This is a genomic window from Streptomyces sp. CNP082, assembly GCF_059570535.1.
On the sequence record NZ_JCANSZ010000004.1, the window covers coordinates 99,726 to 116,312 of the forward strand.

At 68.9% G+C, this 16,587-nt stretch carries 12 protein-coding genes; 3 read left to right on the forward strand and 9 right to left on the reverse strand.

Going from position 1 to position 16,587, the window contains the following annotated elements; translation table 11 throughout:
• Positions 1–74 precede the first annotated feature (74 nt).
• Entirely contained in the window at positions 75–1,079 is a 1,005-nt protein-coding gene (locus tag B124_RS04825) for an ATP-binding cassette domain-containing protein (protein ID WP_496501374.1), read from the forward strand.
• A complete protein-coding gene (locus tag B124_RS04830; protein WP_496501375.1) occupies positions 1,076–1,969 on the forward strand; it encodes an ABC transporter permease in 894 nt (297 codons plus the stop codon). The genes B124_RS04825 and B124_RS04830 overlap by 4 nt, the downstream gene beginning before the upstream one ends.
• A gap of 69 nt (positions 1,970–2,038) precedes the next feature.
• Here B124_RS04830 and serC read toward each other — a convergent pair whose 3' ends face one another.
• The 8 genes from serC to B124_RS04870 all read right to left on the reverse strand — a co-directional run bounded on the left by serC (position 2,039) and on the right by B124_RS04870 (position 12,757).
• Positions 2,039–3,157, reverse strand: coding sequence for a phosphoserine transaminase (gene serC, locus B124_RS04835; protein ID WP_496501376.1), 1,119 nt, complete (start codon positions 3,155–3,157; stop codon positions 2,039–2,041).
• Positions 3,158–3,468: 311 nt separating this feature from the next.
• Positions 3,469–3,798 (reverse strand): hypothetical protein, encoded by a 330-nt coding sequence (locus B124_RS04840; protein WP_496501377.1) that lies wholly within the window; start codon positions 3,796–3,798, stop codon positions 3,469–3,471.
• Positions 3,799–3,853: 55 nt separating this feature from the next.
• Positions 3,854–4,282, reverse strand: a complete 429-nt coding sequence (locus tag B124_RS04845; RefSeq protein ID WP_496501378.1) for a DUF7919 family protein — start codon at positions 4,280–4,282, stop codon at positions 3,854–3,856.
• A gap of 94 nt (positions 4,283–4,376) precedes the next feature.
• On the reverse strand, positions 4,377–4,748 hold the full coding sequence (locus B124_RS04850) for a hypothetical protein (RefSeq protein ID WP_496501379.1): 372 nt from the start codon (positions 4,746–4,748) through the stop codon (positions 4,377–4,379).
• 79 nt (positions 4,749–4,827) lie between these two features.
• Complete coding sequence (locus tag B124_RS04855; protein ID WP_496501380.1) at positions 4,828–9,384, reverse strand: DUF6531 domain-containing protein; 4,557 nt, start codon at positions 9,382–9,384, stop codon at positions 4,828–4,830.
• Between the two features lie 193 nt (positions 9,385–9,577).
• Positions 9,578–10,432, reverse strand: coding sequence for a hypothetical protein (locus B124_RS04860; RefSeq protein WP_496501381.1), 855 nt, complete (start codon positions 10,430–10,432; stop codon positions 9,578–9,580).
• 119 nt (positions 10,433–10,551) lie between these two features.
• Positions 10,552–11,208, reverse strand: a complete 657-nt coding sequence (locus B124_RS04865) for a hypothetical protein (protein ID WP_496501382.1) — start codon at positions 11,206–11,208, stop codon at positions 10,552–10,554.
• 178 nt (positions 11,209–11,386) lie between these two features.
• The gene (locus B124_RS04870; RefSeq protein ID WP_496501383.1) at positions 11,387–12,757 is read right to left on the reverse strand and encodes a glycoside hydrolase family 10 protein; all 1,371 of its coding nucleotides are present in this window, start codon (positions 12,755–12,757) and stop codon (positions 11,387–11,389) included.
• A gap of 183 nt (positions 12,758–12,940) precedes the next feature.
• Between B124_RS04870 and B124_RS04875 the strand changes: the two genes are divergently transcribed.
• On the forward strand, positions 12,941–15,985 hold the full coding sequence (locus tag B124_RS04875; protein WP_496501384.1) for an FAD-binding and (Fe-S)-binding domain-containing protein: 3,045 nt from the start codon (positions 12,941–12,943) through the stop codon (positions 15,983–15,985).
• Here B124_RS04875 and B124_RS04880 read toward each other — a convergent pair whose 3' ends face one another.
• Positions 15,986–16,576, reverse strand: coding sequence for a Uma2 family endonuclease (locus B124_RS04880; protein ID WP_496501385.1), 591 nt, complete (start codon positions 16,574–16,576; stop codon positions 15,986–15,988).
• Between the last annotated feature and the right edge of the window lie 11 nt (positions 16,577–16,587).

Here is a 16,587-nt window from a genome sequence, read left to right on the forward strand (position 1 = left end):
CTAGCTGCGGACTTGCCATCTGCGTACGGCGTATGCGTAAATGAGTACGGCGTACTCAGATAAGGGGGAAGAGTGTGAACGCAAGCACGGGTGACGCCGTCGCGGCGGACGGCGTGCAGAAGCGCTACGGGGAGAAGCGGGCCCTCGCCGGTTTCGACCTGACCGTCCCGTACGGCACGGTCTACGGCCTGCTCGGCCCGAACGGCGCCGGCAAGACCACGGCGGTCCGGATCCTGTCCACCCTCATCCGCCTGGACGGCGGACAGGCCCGCGTCGGCGGGCATGACGTGATGAAGGAGCCGGTCAAGGTGCGCCGGCGGATCGGCCTCGCCGGGCAGTACGCGGCGGTGGACGAGGTGCTGACCGGCCGGCAGAACCTGGAGATGTTCGCCCGGCTGTTCCACCTCGGCCCCCGGCGCTCCCGCGAGCGCGCGGCGGAGCTGCTGGAACAGTTCGGGCTGACCGACGCCGCGGACAAGGGCGCCAAGGAGTACAGCGGCGGCATGCGGCGCCGGCTGGACCTGGCGTCGAGCATGATCCTCGCGCCGGACGTGCTCTTCATGGACGAGCCGACGACCGGCCTCGACCCGCGCAGCCGCGGCGAGGTCTGGGAGGCGGTGCGGGATCTGGTGGCCGGCGGCACGACGGTGCTGCTGACGACGCAGTATCTGGACGAGGCCGACAAGCTCGCCGACCGCATCGCGGTCATCGATGACGGCCGGACCATCGCGGACGACACCCCGGCCGCCCTCAAGAACACGGTCGGCGGCGACCGTATCGAGGTCGTCGTCGGCTCGGCGGAGGAGATCCCGGACGCGGTGAAGGCCGTCGCCCGGGTCTCCGGCGCCGACCCGAGCATCGACCTGGAGGAGCTGCGGGTGCACGGTGCGGTCGCCGACCGGGTCGCGGCACTGACGGAGGTGGCGCGCACGCTGCAGGACGAGGGGGTCGCGGTGGACGACATAGCGCTGCGCCGGCCCACGCTCGACGACGTGTTCCTGAGCCTGACGGGCCACACCACGGCGGAGAAGGAGACGACAGAGAACACGGACAAGAAGGAGGAGGCCGCAACCGCATGAGCCCCGACACCGAAACGGACACCGCCACTGCCACTGCCGCAGCCACCGCCACCGCCAGCATCGCCAAGGGCCCCCGGCCCCCCGCCCGAGAGCAGGCCCCCGGCGGGGCGCTGAAGTGGGCGTTCGCCGACTGCTGGACCGTCGTACGCCGCGGGCTGCTGCACTACCGCCGGCAGCCGTCGAACATCGCCTGGCAGCTCGGCTTCCCCGTCGTCTCCGTGCTGCTGTTCGTCTACGTCTTCGGCAGCGCGATGGAGGGCGGCGCCGACGCCTACAAGTCGTACGCGATGCCCGGCATGTTCGCGATGACCATGGCCTTCGGGTTCATGAACACCGCCATGCTGATCGCCATCGACAAGGAACACGGCATCACCGACCGCTTCCGCTCCATGCCGATGTCCCCCTCCGCCGTCGTCAGCGGCCGGGGCGTGTCCGACCTCATCGGCGCCGCGCTGGACCTGGCGGTGATGGCGTCGATCGCGCTGGTCATCGGCTGGCGCTCGGACGGCACGGCGCTGGAGACCGCGGCGGCGTTCGCGCTGCTGCTGTGGCTGCGCTTCGCGCTGATCTGGGTCGGCGTGGTACTCGGCCTGCTGGTGCCCAACCAGGAGGCGGCGGGCAACCTCTTCGCGATCGCCTTCCCGTTCGGCATGGTCTCCAGCGTCTTCGCGTCACCCGCGGACATGCCGGACTGGCTGGGCGCGATAGCCATGTGGAACCCGGTGTCCTCCACGGCCAACGCGGTGCGCGAGCTGTTCGGCAACCCGGGGCGGCTGGGCGACTCGTGGATCGAGCAGCACGCGATGGCGATGGCGCTGGTGTGGCCGGTCGTGATCACGGCGGTGTTCCTGCCGCTGGCGGTGCGGCGGTACCAGCGGCTGTCGCACTGACCGGTGCCCGTACGGCACGGGCCCGGCGCGCAACCGCGCCAGGCCCGTGCCGTCTCAGCTGAACCGCTGTCAGAGCCGCTCGAGCACGTAGTCGATGCAGCGGGTCAGCGCCTCGACGTCGGCGGGGTCGACGGCGGGGTACATGGCGATCCGGAGCTGGTTGCGGCCGAGCTTGCGGTACGGCTCGGTGTCCACGATGCCGTTGGCCCGCAGCGTCTTGGCGACGGCGGCGGCGTCCACGTCGTCGGAGAAGTCGATCGTCCCGACGACCTGCGACCGCTGGGCAGGGTCGGCGACGAACGGCGTGGTGGCCTTCGTCTCCTCGGCCCAGTCGTAGAGCGTACGGGCGGAGGCGGCGGTGCGCCGCACGGCCCAGTCCAGCCCGCCCTGCCCGTTGATCCACTCCAGCTGATCGGCGAGGAGGAAGAGGGTGGCGAGGGCGGGGGTGTTGTACGTCTGGTTCTTGCGGGAGTTGTCGATCGCCGTGGGCAGCGAGAAGAACTCCGGCACATGCCGCCCGGAGGCGTGCACACGCGCGGCCCGCTCCAGCGCGGCCGGCGAGAACACGGCGATCCACAGCCCGCCGTCGGAGGCGAAGGACTTCTGCGGCGCGAAGTAGTACACATCGGTCTCCGCCACGTCCACCGGCAGCCCCCCGGCCCCGGACGTCGCATCGACGAGCACCAGCGCCCCGTCGTCGGCCCCGCCCACCCGCCGCAGCGGCATGGCGACGCCGGTGGAGGTCTCGTTGTGCGTCAGCGCGTACACGTCGACCCCGGCCTCGGCCCGCGCCTCGGGGTGCGTACCGGGCTCGGAGGAGACGACGGTCGGCTCGTCCAGCCACGGGGCGAGCTTGGCGGCCTTGGCGAACTTCGAGGAGAACTCGCCGAAGGACAGGTGCTGCGACTTGCGCTCGATCAGCCCGTGGGTGGCGACGTCCCAGAACGCGGTGGCCCCACCGTTACCGAGAACCACCTCGTACCCCTCGGGCAACGAGAACAGCTCACGCACCCCGGTACGCACCCGGCCGACGAGGTCCCGCACGGGGGCCTGCCGGTGGGACGTACCGAGAAGGGAGGAACCGGTGGCCGCCAGGGCTTCGAGCGCCTCGGTGCGCACCTTGGACGGACCCGATCCGAAGCGACCGTCGGCGGGCTTGATGTCAGCGGGAATCTCGATCTCAGCCACCCCCGAAGCCTACGGCGTGCCCCGGCCGGAACGACCCTCCCGTCCACCCTCTGAGACAAGAACAGCCACAGACTGGGCCACCTGCAGTGGGCGGGGCGTGAACCACCGCGCCAGCCCCGACCCGCACACCACACGCGGCGCCGACTTCCGCAACACACCCGTGCCCCGAGCACCGGGTCCACCCGCTCCACGAAGCCCGGCGCCGGCAGACGGCGGCCGATTCCGACCGGCACCACCATGTGCTCCAAGTACCGCACGTGCTCCCCGAGCTGCGCTCGACCGGTTACTTGTCAGGCGCTCCTCGCATCACGTCAGAAGGCTTCGGATTCGATATCTCCGTCGTCGTCCGAGGGTTCCGGACGAATCAAGGTGTAGCCAGATGGAGTCGGGTGCTCGTCCGCGGGCATGCCGTAGGGGACGAAAGCGGCACCGTCCGGCACCTCGACGCGACAAAGATGGATCCCGGACAAGCACGATCCGCACCAGAAGAAAGCGTGCCCGATGGCGTCGGGGGTCTTCTCCCGGAACAGGAGGAACAGCGAGCGTGCTCCGCAGTTGGGGCAGGGCAATTGCAGCGGAGGCGCTGGGGAGAGGTACGCGCTCTCGTAGGCGCGAAGCCAGTCGTTCCAGGTGTTTGCCACAGTCGGTCTCACCGCTTCCTGGACCCCACACGGTAGATCGACAACTCGGCAAGGATCACGATTGGTGGTCCTCGCTGGCCAGCCTGTGGCACATCCCCCCGTCGATGAACGCTCCCGGCGGGAGATAATCGTGTTCCTCCACGTAGTGGTAGATCAGGTCCGGAGCGGCCAGCCAGGTGCCATTGCGGTCAACGACGCGAATCTCAGCTCCCCCGAGTGCAATCGAGCGGTCCTCCACCTGGATGGTGATCGGATAGGGAGGGGTGCACCCCGCATGCTGCAGTTTGCACGAGTGCCAGCCGCGTGTTTTCGCATGAGCATGGCGAGCGCAGAGGATACCGAGCTTCTCGAGGAAGCTCGCGGGCGCTTTTCCTACCGGAAAGACGTGCCCTGGATCCAGCCAGCCTACGTTGAGGATGGGCACGCCCGGAGGGATGCTATCGGGAAGGTAAGAATATGGTGAAAGATCGTCGAATGCTGTCACGTAATCACTCCGCTCCAGTAAGAGCGAGAAAGATAAGTCGCTGTTCGTCGGCCGGGTCGACTTCTGGTGAGATCACGGCGTGCCTGGCGTAAATTCAGTCAACCTCAATTCCCGGAACTCCGCGCATGGGGCTGAAAGAGGTGGGTGCGTCCAGTTGTTCGTTGTCCTCGCGCCAGTCGCAATGCGTCGCAATCACCATCCCCGCACCTTCGTTGAGGCGGAACACCTTACAGGGCCGACCAGGCTCCTCGCTGACTCCCTCCGGGAGATCCACTTCGGAGAGGGGGGCTTCTGAAATTTCCAACCTACTCAGTACTGTAGGAATCTGCAGATAGATGACGTTCGAAAAGAGAACCTCGATCCTTGTTTCGCCTTCATTTCGGCGTCCGCTCCTGAGCAGTAGCCGGGACCAGCTAAATGTGTAATGCCAGACCTTGAAGTTGCGCTCCCAGCTAACGAGCATCATGAATGTCACTCTCTTTCGCTTGGTTCCCACGGGGCAGTCACAGCCTGGAAGTATGGCGCATGTTCGACATGGCGTCGAGCTACCCCAGTCCAGAGGATCTCCGCAGCTCGTCGAAGTTCGGCTCTATCAGGTCCTGAATCTCTCCATCGCGCCAAAATGTGATGGACGACCAGTCTCTACTGCCGCGTCGGACAGACTCACCGACTATGTTCATCTCCCGCTGAGTCGTGATCCAATTCGAACCCGCCATCCCCTGTTGGTAAAAATGCTCGAACTGCTCTTGTGGTGACGGATTCATAGCTCTGGTTTCGAATCCGTCGAGCAGGACATGGATCCTCCTTTGCGGTTCCTCGTGGGCGACGTGTCTGACGTTTGCCAGCGCGTCCTCAAGGGACAATCCCATGAAGTGTTCGAATGAATTTCGTCTGGCGAAGTCCACCAGATGTCCGCCTTGGCTCAGGCCGAGAGCAATGCAGGGGGCGAGGCCGAGTGGGTCGGCCCAGGTGTGGGGGTTGTGGACGTAGGTGGTGGGGTTGGGGTGGGGTTCGAGGCCGAGGGGATCGGGGGTGGTGTAGTGGGCGGTGGTGGGATCGTAGTAGCGGTGCAGGTTGTAGTGGAGGCCGGTTTCCGGGTCGGCGTATTGGCCGGGGAAGCGGAGGGGAGTGTGGGCGGTCGCTCCGCGGTTCCACGTGGTGGTGCCGTAGAGGGTGGTGCGGGTGCGCCAGGCGATGTCGCCGTTGGACGTGATGAGTTCGCGGGGGGTGCCGATGAGGTCGGCGACGATGGCGAGGAAGCGTGCATCGATCTCGTCCTGGCTGGTGGCGTCGGTGATGCGCTCGGTCTGGGAGATCGGGATGATGCCGTCATGGTCCCAGGTGAGGGTGAGGGCGTTGGGTAGTTCGGGGGCGTGGGTGCTCTGTTCGATGAGGGTGGAGCCGTCGTAGGCGAAGGTGGTCTTTTCTGCCGTTTTGTCGGTGCCGGGGGTGAGGCGGGTCTTGCTGCGTCGGCGGCCGAGGGGATCGTAGGTGTAGCGCCATTCGGTGCCGTCGGGGGTCGCTGCGTGGGTGAGGCGGTTTTCGGTGTCGTAGGCGAAGCGCCAGGTTTCGGGCTTCTTGGAGACGCGGGTCCGCGTGCGGCGAATCAGCCGTCCGGCGTCGTCGTGTTGGTAGCGGTAGTGGCCGGCGCGGGTGAGGGTGGTGCCGGTGTGGGTGCGCTGCCCTGTCGCGTCGGGGGTGGTGTGTTCGGCGGGCCAGGTGGCGGTGATCTGGGCGCCGAGGGAGTCGTAGGCGTAGGTCTCGGTCCAGTCGGCGGCGGTGACCTGGGTGACGCGACCGGTGGGGTCGAGGTCGAAGGTCTGATTGCCTGATAGCCGGTCGTCGAGAGCGAGGAGGTACCCGTCCGGGCGGTAGGTGTAGGCGCGGGATTGGACGGGAGTGAGCCCCGCGGCGAGGGTCTGCCGGGCGAGGCGGCCGGCTGGGTCCCAGTCCGAGGTGAGGGTGAGAGCGCCGATGCGGCGTTCGGTTTCCCGGCCTGCGGGGTCGTGGGCGAAGGTCATGGTGTGGCTGCCGGTCGTCAGCTGGGTGCGGCGGCCCGCAGGGTCGTATGCGTAGGTGCTGGTGTGACCGGACGGAGTGGTCCGGTGCGTGCGGCGGCCTGCCGGGTCGTAGGCGAAGGTGACGGTTTCGCCGTTCCACACCTCCGCGGTGATCTGCCCGATCAGGTCGCGTTGCAGACTGAGTTCGCCGTCGGGGCCGGTGGCCGATGCGAGTCGGCCGGCCGGGTCGTAGGTGTAGCGGGTGACGGCGTCGCCGGTGTTTTTCTCCGTGAGACGGCCGAGAGCGTCGCGCCGGTAGGTGAGGGTTGCGCCGAGGGGGGTGGTGCGGGTGATGAGCCGGCCGGCGGGGTCGTGTTCGTAGACAGTGTGGCGGTTGTCGAAGTCGGACTCCGCGATGAGCCGGCCAGCCGGGTCGTAGGCGTAGTCCCAGGTCAGACCTTGGGGATTGGTGACCTGGGTGAGGCGTAAGTGGTGATCGTGCGTGAAGGTGTGGGTGGTGCCGTCGGGGTCAGTGCGGGTGGCGACCCGGTCGAAGTGGGTGTAGGTGAACGTTGTCGCGTGCCCGGTGGGGTTGGTGAGCGTCAGGCAGTTACCTTCGCCGTCGTAGGTCCACCGTCGCTCGGCTCCGTCGGGAGCGATCTGACGGGCGGGCTGACCTTCGACGGTCCATTCCAGGTGGGTTGTCGTGCCGGTGGGTTCCGTAGCGGCGATCAGACGGCCGAAGGCGTCCCAGTCATAGGCGGCGACACCACCGGTGGGATCGGTGATGCGGGTGGCTAAGCCTGCGGCATTGCATTCCACCGTGGTGACTGCGCCCAATGGATCGGTTACCGATGCCAGCCGGCCTGCGTCGTCGTAGGCGTAGCGGGTGGTGTTTCCCGCGGGGTCCGTCAGTGCCGTCCGGTTACCCCGCTCGTCGAGGGTCTGGCGCCAGACCGTGCCGTCCGCACTGATGAGTTCGACAGGGGTGGGGTGGCGGTCGTAGACCGCGTGGGTCTCGCTTCCGTCGGGGCGGGTGACGGTGGTGCAGCGGTCGTCGTCGTAGCTGTAGCGGGTGGTGTGGCCGAGGGGGTTGGTTTCTGCAGTGAGGTTGTGGTGGTGGTCGTATTCGCTGCGCGTGACCGCGCCGAGGGGGTTGATTTCGGCGATGACCTGGGAGTTGTCGTTGATGACGAACCGAGTGGTCGAGCCGTCCGTCGTGGCGAGCGTGGTCAGGGTGCAGTCGGGCCAGGCGGGATCCGTGGTGCCGTAGGTAAGGGTGAGTGCTACGTGACCGGCTTCGCCGCCTTCAGCGATGCAGCGGTCATGTTGGTCGTAGGTGTAGGCGTAGGAGTGGTTGTTGCGATCGGTCCAGGAGGTGACGCGCAGGCGGTCGTCATAGGTGAAGGTGAGCGGGAGGCCGGAGGAGTTGTAGTCCTCGGTGAGGTTGCCGTCCTCGTCGTATCCGAAGCGCTTGATCTCCACGTCGGTGCCGTCGGCGGCGGCGCCTGCGAGGTGGAGGGCGGTGACCCGGTCGTCCGCCGTCGTCAGGCGGAGGTGGTAGCCGGCGGAGTGGCGGATGTCGGTCGGAGCGCCTGCGTCGTCGTAGGCGAAGGTGATGGTGTGGCCGTTGCGGTCGGATATCTGGTGGAGCGGGGCGAGGCCGTCGTCGTCCGGGCTCCGGAAGTGGCGGGTGTGCCCGGTGAGTGGATCGGTGACCGTGTAGCCGCCGGTCTCCAGACGGGCCAAATGCCAGCGAGGGCCTGAGCCGGGCAGGACCACGTCATCGGGGCCGGTGGGGTAGGGGTAGGTGACCAGACGGCCGTCCTCGGTGATGAAGATGACACCCTGCTCGTCGATTTCCAGTCGTTGGTCCACGGTGGAGGTCCAGGTGGGGCCGAACCACCACCCGCACCGGTACGCCGAGCCGACGCGACGGTTGAATGCCAAGGGCAGAAGACCGGGTAACTCGATGTCGGTCTGGGGGAGGTACATCTCACCGGTGGCCAGGTCGATCGGGTCGGTGAGTTTATTGACGACGCTCTTGAACCGGTCACGGGCGCCTCGTGCCGCGTCGCCGACCATGGTGCGTCCACGCTTGGCCAGGCCCAGCACCCCGGCTTTCATGGCCTTGAGGCTCTTCATGGCCTTCATGCCTCCCTTTGCCATCTTCGCCAGCCCGCCCAGGGTGGTGAGGCCCTTCATGCCGGGGATGCAGTCGAGGGCGGCGAAGGCGACGTCCCAGAGGCTCGCTTGGCCGTTCAGGTATTTGACGAGGGTGTCGGCGAGGACGACGAGGGCGGCGGCGAGGACCACCCAGGCGAGGGGTCCGCCGATGATGAGGACGACGATGCCCAGGACGGCGACGATGACCTTGCAGACGTTGACGATGGTGTCCCAGTTGTCCTTGACCCAGTCGACCGCCTTCTCCCACCACTTGCGGTTCTGAATCCCGGCGTCGGAGGCGTCCTCCAGCGTGTCCTTGGCGTCGGATGCGGCGTCTTCGCGCATCTTCTTGGCGTCGGCGGCCATCTTCTTGGCGGCTTCGAGGCCGCCTTCGGCGTTGTCGACGGCCCGTTGGGCGCTGGTCTGGGCGGACTTGGCGTCGGTGGCGTTGCGGGCGGCGGCGCGGACGTCGGACTCGTCGGGTTTTTCCTTGCCTTCTTTCTCGTCGTACTCCTCGGTCTTGGCGGTGGCGCGTTCGAGCCAGGAGTTGGCCGAGTCCAGCCGGCCGGTCGCCGACGACAACTCGTTGCGGGCCTCGCGGCCCCTGGCTAACGCCTTGTCGGCCAGGGACTGGGCGCGCTCCAGCTTCGGCCAGTACGCGGCGAGTGCGTCCCCGGCGAGGTCGTACGACCGCTGGAGCTTCTTGAGATTCTTGGGGACTTCCTCGAACTCTTCCTGGAACGTCTTCGCGGTCTTGCCCGCCCAGCGCAGGATTGCGTCCTCGCCCGCCATGCTCTTGATCTGGCGTAACGCCTCCGCCACGTCGTCGGCGAAGTCGTGCAACTCCCGGGCCAGTTGCTTCACCCGTTCCGGATCCCCGGGCGTCGGGTCCTCGTCGAGGTCGAGTATGTGCCAGTCGGTGGGGCGGGTGCTCACGGATCCCCCCTGAGGTAGCGGCGCGTAGCCCCGAACGGGCTATGGGACGGCTTGGTCAGGTAATGGCTACGTGGTAAGGCGGCCGGCGTCGGTGTCAGCGGACGACGGTCTGGATCTCTGCGACCTCGACCTCGGTGGTCGCGTTGAAGACACCGTCGGGCAACCGCTCAGGGGTGGACTGGCCCGTGCCGGTCTAGCTGATCTCCCAGGTGACCGTGGCCGTCAGGTCGTACGGGCCCGTGCTCTCACTGGAGCGGAGGTATGTCAGGCCGCAGGGCGGCGCTTCCCCGGAGCGGCCGGCCGTGTACGGGGTGCCGATGGAGCCGTCGTCGTTGATGCGGCAGACGCCGCCGTCGGGGTACAGCTCGGCGTCGTCCGTGCCGGGGTCGATGTGCAGGCCCACCGGGCGGGCCGTGGTGGTCGCCTCGATGCCGATTTCCGGGATGGAGGCGGTGACTGACACGGGGTGGAACGTGCCTTCGTCCAGCCACACCCAGGTCGGCAGGTTGACCTTCTGGTTGGCTGCTGCGGGGCGGAGGGTCGCCTCGTCGCGGGGGATGCGGAGCCTGTCGTAGGCGAGTTCGGCCAGGACCGTGGGGGTGACGGCGTTCTCGTATTCCGCTGGCGGGGGTTCACCCTTGTCGACCCAGAACCACGGCTCCATGCAGTCAAAGACAGCAGGGTCGTTCACGCGGCTCTTGTCGTAGAAGTCGTCCCACCAGTAGCCTTCACCGGCTTTGTCGTGGTTGAAGTTCTCGTAGGGCTCGCCGCCGCTGTACTTGTCCATGAAGTCCGAGGCGATGTCCTGCCCGTCGGGGTCGTGGACCATTGCGAAGAATACCCGCCGGGCCAATTCTTCGAACTTGTCGGGAGTGTAGGCCGGGCCGTACCAGCAGGGGGGCGGCTCCCAGTCGCTCACCGGGGTCACGGCCCCGCCGCCGTCCCCGCCGGGACCGTTGCGGGCCTCGTCCCACACGATCTCGACCTGGGCATAGATGTTGCCGTTGCCGCTCCCCCCTGAGGGGCCGGAGCCGCCAGGGTCCTCCACCTCCGACTCGTTGCTGTGGCCATCGCGCCCGTCGTTCGTTTGGGCGATTGCCTGGCCATGGGTCTGTAACACCGCGCCGGTGGATAAGAGAATGACGACGCCGAATCGTCCTGCTCGGCTCAAGGTGTGCACTGTTCTGCCCCCCGCTTCGAGATGACGTTCGTCGTCTGCCAGACGCCGTCCCCGTTCTTCTCAAGCCGAGTGTTGTACAAGACATATGCTCTGTCCGAGCCCGGCTCGTCGGGGAGCTTCTCGCTCTCAGGATTCTTGCTGATCACCGAGCCGCTCTCGTCGGAACAGTAGATCACCACCGCGGCTCCGTCGTCCCGGAAGTTCACAGTGCGGTCGAAGTACCGAGTGACTCCCGCCCACTTGTCGTTTGCCTCGACGTAGCCCTTGATGAACTCCTTGGCGCTGGCCAGTGCTTCGCCTGTGCTGTAGAAGCTCAGCGCCTCAGTGTCGGTCGTGCCGTTGAAGATGGCGTCATCGATCGAATTGATCCGCTCAGCGTTGTCTGCGAGAACAGCGTCCTTCTTGGGGTCACCCGTCCCCTGTGCTTCGAACTCGTTCTTCGCGTATGACGGGAAGGTGATCTCCGGGCGGTCTGCCTCCGGTTCGCTCTCCTTCGGTGACGGCGGCGCCGACGAAGCGTCGTCCGCGCCCTTGATCTTCTCGTCGTCACCCCCGTCCCCGTCGTCGGAACCGCAGGCCGTGAGCAGCAGGCTCGTGGCTGCTAAGGCGGCGAGGGTGGCGGGGAGGGTGCGGCGGCGTCTCACGTCAGGCTCCCGGTAGGAGAGGGATCACTACGGGTAGAAGACGCTATCCGTGGCGTGCGGGGTTTCGCCAGCACGTTCGTTGGCTTGATGCCGACGCTTCACCGAAGCCCCACGGGCCCCGTACACAGCAGTCCGCCGGGGCCGCCCTCGGCGGCGGCCCCGGCGGGCGGGTGGGGGTTCAGCCCAGGGTCAGTGTTGCCGGGGTCGGGTTGCTTCCCGTCCAGGTGCCGTTGAAGCCGAACGTGACCGAGCCGCCGTCCGGGACCGTGCCGTTGTACGCGGCGTTGGTGCAGGTCACCCTTGCCCCGCTCTGCTGGCACGTCGCGTTCCAGGCGTTGCTGATGCGCTGGCCCGCCGTGTAGTCCCACGAGACCGACCAACTGCTCAGCGAGTCGCCGTCGCAGCTCACCGTCACGGCGCCGGTGAAGCCGCCGTTCCACTCCTGGGGTACGGCGTAGCTCGCGCTGCAGCCGTCACCGGGGCCCGGGCCCGGGCCCGGGTCGCCGCCCAGGGCTTCCGCCACGGCGTTGTACGCCTGTTTCGGCTGGTAGCTGTCGTTCCACAGGGTCGCCGAGCCCTCGCCGGGGAAGACGTCCGGCACCCAGGAGTACTTGTCCGGGAAGCCCCACACCGTGACGCCGACGCACCGGTCGACGGCCAGGCAGGCGTCGATGACGTTCGCGTAGTACTGCGACTGGGTGGCTTCCTTCTGGGAGTCGGCCGGCAACTGCATCCGTACGTCCAGCTCCGTGACGGCCACGTCCACGCCGAGGTCGGCGAAGCGCTGCATGTTCTGCTGCAGGTCGTTCGGGAAGCCGTACTGGATCGCCAGGTGGCCCTGGATACCGACGCAGTCGATCGGTACGCCGTCTGCCTTCAGGTCGCGTACCAGGTTGTACATCGCGGTGCTCTTCGCGTTGATGCCCTCGATGTTGTAGTCGTTGATGCACAGCTTCGCGTTCGGGTCCGCCGCCTTCGCGGCGCGCAGCGCGTGCGCGACGTAGTCGGTGCCCATGGCGTTGTAGAACGGGCTGCTGCGGAACGAGCCGTCCTCGTTGAAGGGCTCGTTGACCACGTCCCAGGCGTAGATGTCGCCCGCGTAGTGTCCGGCGACCTGCGTGACGTGGTTCTCCATCGCCGTGCGCACCTCGCTGCTCGGCAGGCTGGAGACCCAGCCCGGGAGCTGGCTGTGCCAGACGAGGGTGTGGCCGCGGACCGACTGGCCGTTCTGCTGGGCGAAGTCGACGACCTGGTCGCCGGGGCCGTGGTTGAACTGGCCGCGGGACGGCTCGTTGGTCTCCCACTTCATCTCGTTCTCCGCTGTGACCTGGCCGAACTCGGTGCCCAGGATCCCGGTGTACCGGGTGTCGGAGAAGTGCGAGGTGGCGGCGGCGGAGCCGATGAACTTGCCGTGCGCCTCGGCGAGCTGGTTCAGCGAGTCAGCCGCGTGCGCCGGGGCGGCGGTGGCGGTGCCGAGGCCGTACAGGCAGAGGGCGCCGGCGAGCGCGGCGAACAGGGCCCTGGGCCGCCTGCTGCGGAGTCTTCGCATGTTCCCCTTCTTCCCCCGCGGGCGGGCGCGGGCGGTGGTGGAGTGATGGCGCCGGATCCGGTTGACACGGGGTGTCGAAACATTCGGGACTGATTTCGAATCTTTCTGGGGTCGGACGGTAGAGGCGCAAATGGGGCACGTCAATACGCGCGACGGGGCGGGGGAGTCCGGCACGCTGGGGCCATGGATACGCAGACGGGCACGGACGCGGGTACGGACACCGGTGTGGACGTCGTGGCGCTGGAGCGGCGGCTGCGCGAAGCCGTCCGCGGCGACGTGGGGTTCCGGACCCGGGACCGGGCCCTGGTCACCATGGACGCCTCCAACTACCGCCGCGTCCCCCTCGGCGTCGTCGCCCCCCGCGACGCCGACGACGCCGCCGCCGCGCTGGAGGTGTGCCGGGAGTACGGCGCGCCCGTCGTCGCCCGCGGCGGCGGTACGTCGATCGCGGGCAACGCGGTGGGTGCGGGCGTCGTCCTCGACTTCACCCGGCACCTGAACCGGCTCGTCGCGCTCGACCCCGAGGCGCGTACCGCCGTCGTGCAGCCGGGGCTCGTGCTCGACCGGCTGCGGAGTGCGGCGGCGGAGCACGGGCTGACGTTCGGGCCGGATCCGTCCACGCACAGCCGGTGCACGATCGGCGGGATGGTCGGCAACAACTCCTGCGGCTCGCACAGCGTCGCGTGGGGGACGACGGCCGACAACGTGCGGTCGCTGGACGTGGTGACGTACCGGGGGCGGGGGATGCGGCTGGAGCGGGATCTGGGGGTGCTGCCGGGTCTTGGCGAGTTCGTCGCCGGGCATCTGGCCACGTTGCGTACGGGCGGGAGGACGGGGGGAGGGGCGGGTGGCGTACGGGACGGAGGCGGCGCCTCCGGTTCGTACCCCCGTGACCTCCCCGGCTGGCCCGACCTTCCCCGCCGCATCTCCGGCTACGCCCTCGACGCCCTCCTCCCCGAGCGCGGCGCCGACCTCGCCCGCGCCTTCACCGGCAGCGAAGGCACCCTCGCCGTCCTCACCCAGGCCACGGTCCGCCTCGTCGAGGCACCCGGCGCCCGCGCCCTCGCCGTCCTCGGCTACGCCGACGAGTCCGCCGCCGCCGAGGCCGCGGCCGGGCTGCTGCCGCTGCGGCCCCTGACCGTCGAGGGGATGGCCGCCGATCTCGTACCCGACGCGCACGCGCTGCCCCGCGGCGGCGCCTGGCTGTTCGTCGAAACAGGCGGCGACACCCCCGCCGCCGCGCGGGCCGCGGCCGAGGCGGTGTGCCGCGCCGCCGACGCCGTCGACCACGCCGTCGTCGCCGACCCGGCCGCGCAGCGCACCCTGTGGCGTATCCGCGAGGACGCCTCCGGCACCGCCACCCGCATGCCCGACGGCAGCGAGGCGTGGCCCGGGTGGGAGGACTGCGCGGTGCCGCCCGCGCGGCTCGGGGCGTATCTGCGCGAGTTCCGCGCGCTGCTCGCCGCGCACGGGCTGCGCGGGCTGCCGTACGGGCACTTCGGCGACGGCTGCATCCACGTGCGGATCGACTTCGACCTGCTGACCGCGGGCGGCGTCGCCCGCTTCCGGGAGTTCTCGGGGGAACTGGCGGACCTCGTCGTCGCGCACGGCGGGTCGCTGTCCGGCGAGCACGGCGACGGGCGGGCGCGTTCGGAGCTGCTGCCCGCGATGTACGGGGACGAACTCGCCGGCCTCTTCCGCGGCTTCAAGGACCTCTGGGACCCCGACGACGCCCTCAACCCCGGCGTGATCGCCCGCCCCGCCCCCCTCGACGCCGACCTGCGCTTCGCGCCGCTGCCGCGCGGTCCGGTGCCGGTGGCGTTCGGGTATCCGCACGACGGTCCTGAGGGCGGCGACTTCGCGGCGGCGGTGCGACGGTGCGTCGGGGTCGCCAAGTGCCGGAACCCGGCGGGGAGTCCGGGGGTGATGTGCCCGTCGTTCCGGGCCACGGGCGAGGAGCGGCACTCCACGCGCGGGCGCGCGCGCCTGCTGCACGAGATGCTCGCGGGGGAGGTCATCACGGACGGGTGGCGCTCGGAGGAGGTGCGCGAGGCGCTCGACCTGTGCCTGTCGTGCAAGGGGTGCCGCAGCGACTGCCCGGTGGACGTCGACATGGCCACGTACAAGGCGGAGTTCCTGTACCACCACTACGCCGGGCGGCGGCGGCCGATGGCGCACTACGCGATGGGGCGGCTGCCGCAGTGGCTGCGGCTGACGGCGGCACTGCGGGCGGCGGGCGCGGCGAACGCGCTGGCGGGGGTGGGGCCGCTGGCGGCGGTGGCGAAGCGGGTGGCGGGGCTGGCGGCGGAGCGGCCGATCCCGCGGATCGCGCGGGTGCCGCTGACGCGGTCGCTCGGGCGGGGCCTCGACAGCGACCCGGACGTGCTGCTGTGGCCGGACACGTTCACGAACTACCTGTCGCCGGAGGCGGGTTCCGCGGCGGTACGGGTGCTGCGGGCGGCGGGGCTGCGGGTGGGGCTGCCGCGGGGGGCGGGGAGGGTGTGCTGCGGGCTGACGTATGTCTCTACGGGCCAACTGGACCAGGCCCGCAGGGTGATGCGGCGCACGCTGGACGCGCTGGAGCCGGGGGGCGGGGGCAGCGGTGCGGGCGGAGACGGCGGTGCGGGCGGAGACGGCGGTACGGGCGGGGGCGCCGGTGCAGGTACAGGCGAAGGTGCCGGTGAAGGCGCCGGTGCGGGCGGGGGCGCCGGTGCGGGCCGGAGCGAGGCCGGGCCGCCGCTCGTCGTACTCGAACCGCCCTGCGCCGCCGCGCTCAAGACCGACCTCGTAGAACTGCTGCCCGACGACCCCCGCGCCCCGCGCCTGGCCGCCCGCGTCCGTACCCTCGCCGAAGCCCTCGAATCCGCCGCGCCCGACTGGACCCCGCCCCGCCTCGACCGCCCGGTCACCGGCCAGACGCACTGCCACCAGCACGCGATCCTCGGCGACGCCGCCGAACGCCGCCTGATGGCGAAGGCCGGACTGGAGGGGCAGCTCGCCGCGGGATGCTGCGGCCTGGCGGGCAACTTCGGCTTCGAACGCGGCCACTACGAGGTCTCGGCGGCCTGCGCCGAGGACCAGCTCCTCCCGGCGGTACGGAGCGCGCCGGACAACGCCGCGGTGGTGGCGGACGGCTACTCCTGCCGTACGCAACTCGACCAACTGGCCGGCATCCGAGCCCGCCACCTGGCGGAACTCCTGGCGGAGGGCCTGCTGGAGGAGGGCTGATCAGTCGAAGGGGAACCTGTCGGTGGGGATGGTCAGGCCGAGGGGTGTTTCCTTGAGGTCCAGCTCGGTACCGAAAGCGACGGTGACCTCCTTGGCGTAGTCGCCGTCCTCGGGCTCGGTGTAGAGGTGGCACTTGCGCTGATACGGGTCGGCGACCAGGTAGACCGGTACGCCTGCGAGGGCGTAGGCGGATTTTTTGGGGCCGTAGTCGTTCTGCGCCGTCCTCCGGGAGATCACCTCGGCCACGAACTCGACATCCTGGTAGCGCCAGTGCTCTTCGTCGTCCGCCTCAGCGCCATCCCGGAGCTTCGCCACGTCCGGGCAGAAGGCGTTCTCCGCGCCGGGGAAGTCGATGCGTACGTCGGAGAAGATCATTGCGTCTTCGCCGAACGCCCTGTCCAGTGTTCGGGCGATCTCAAAAATGATCTCCCAGTGCACTGCACGCTGCGGCACCATGTGAATGGACCCTTCGACGACCTCGATGCGGTAGCCCTCGAAGGCGGGGGTCTGCTCGAACACCTCGAACAGGCTGTCCAAAATTCGCTTGTCGTCGGTGTCGGCCATCTCGGTCCTGTCGTCGACGAGGGTCATTCCGGCTCTCC

What these genes read in the sequence shown, in the direction of transcription:
- B124_RS04880 (WP_496501385.1), bottom strand. Translation starts at nt 16,576, where the DNA reads ATGACCCTCGTCGACGACAGGACCGAGATGGCCGACACCGACGACAAG.
- B124_RS04850 (WP_496501379.1), bottom strand. Translation starts at nt 4,748, where the DNA reads ATGATGCTCGTTAGCTGGGAGCGCAACTTCAAGGTCTGGCATTACACA.
- B124_RS04875 (WP_496501384.1), top strand. Translation starts at nt 12,941, where the DNA reads ATGGATACGCAGACGGGCACGGACGCGGGTACGGACACCGGTGTGGAC.
- B124_RS04830 (WP_496501375.1), top strand. Translation starts at nt 1,076, where the DNA reads ATGAGCCCCGACACCGAAACGGACACCGCCACTGCCACTGCCGCAGCC.
- B124_RS04870 (WP_496501383.1), bottom strand. Translation starts at nt 12,757, where the DNA reads ATGCGAAGACTCCGCAGCAGGCGGCCCAGGGCCCTGTTCGCCGCGCTC.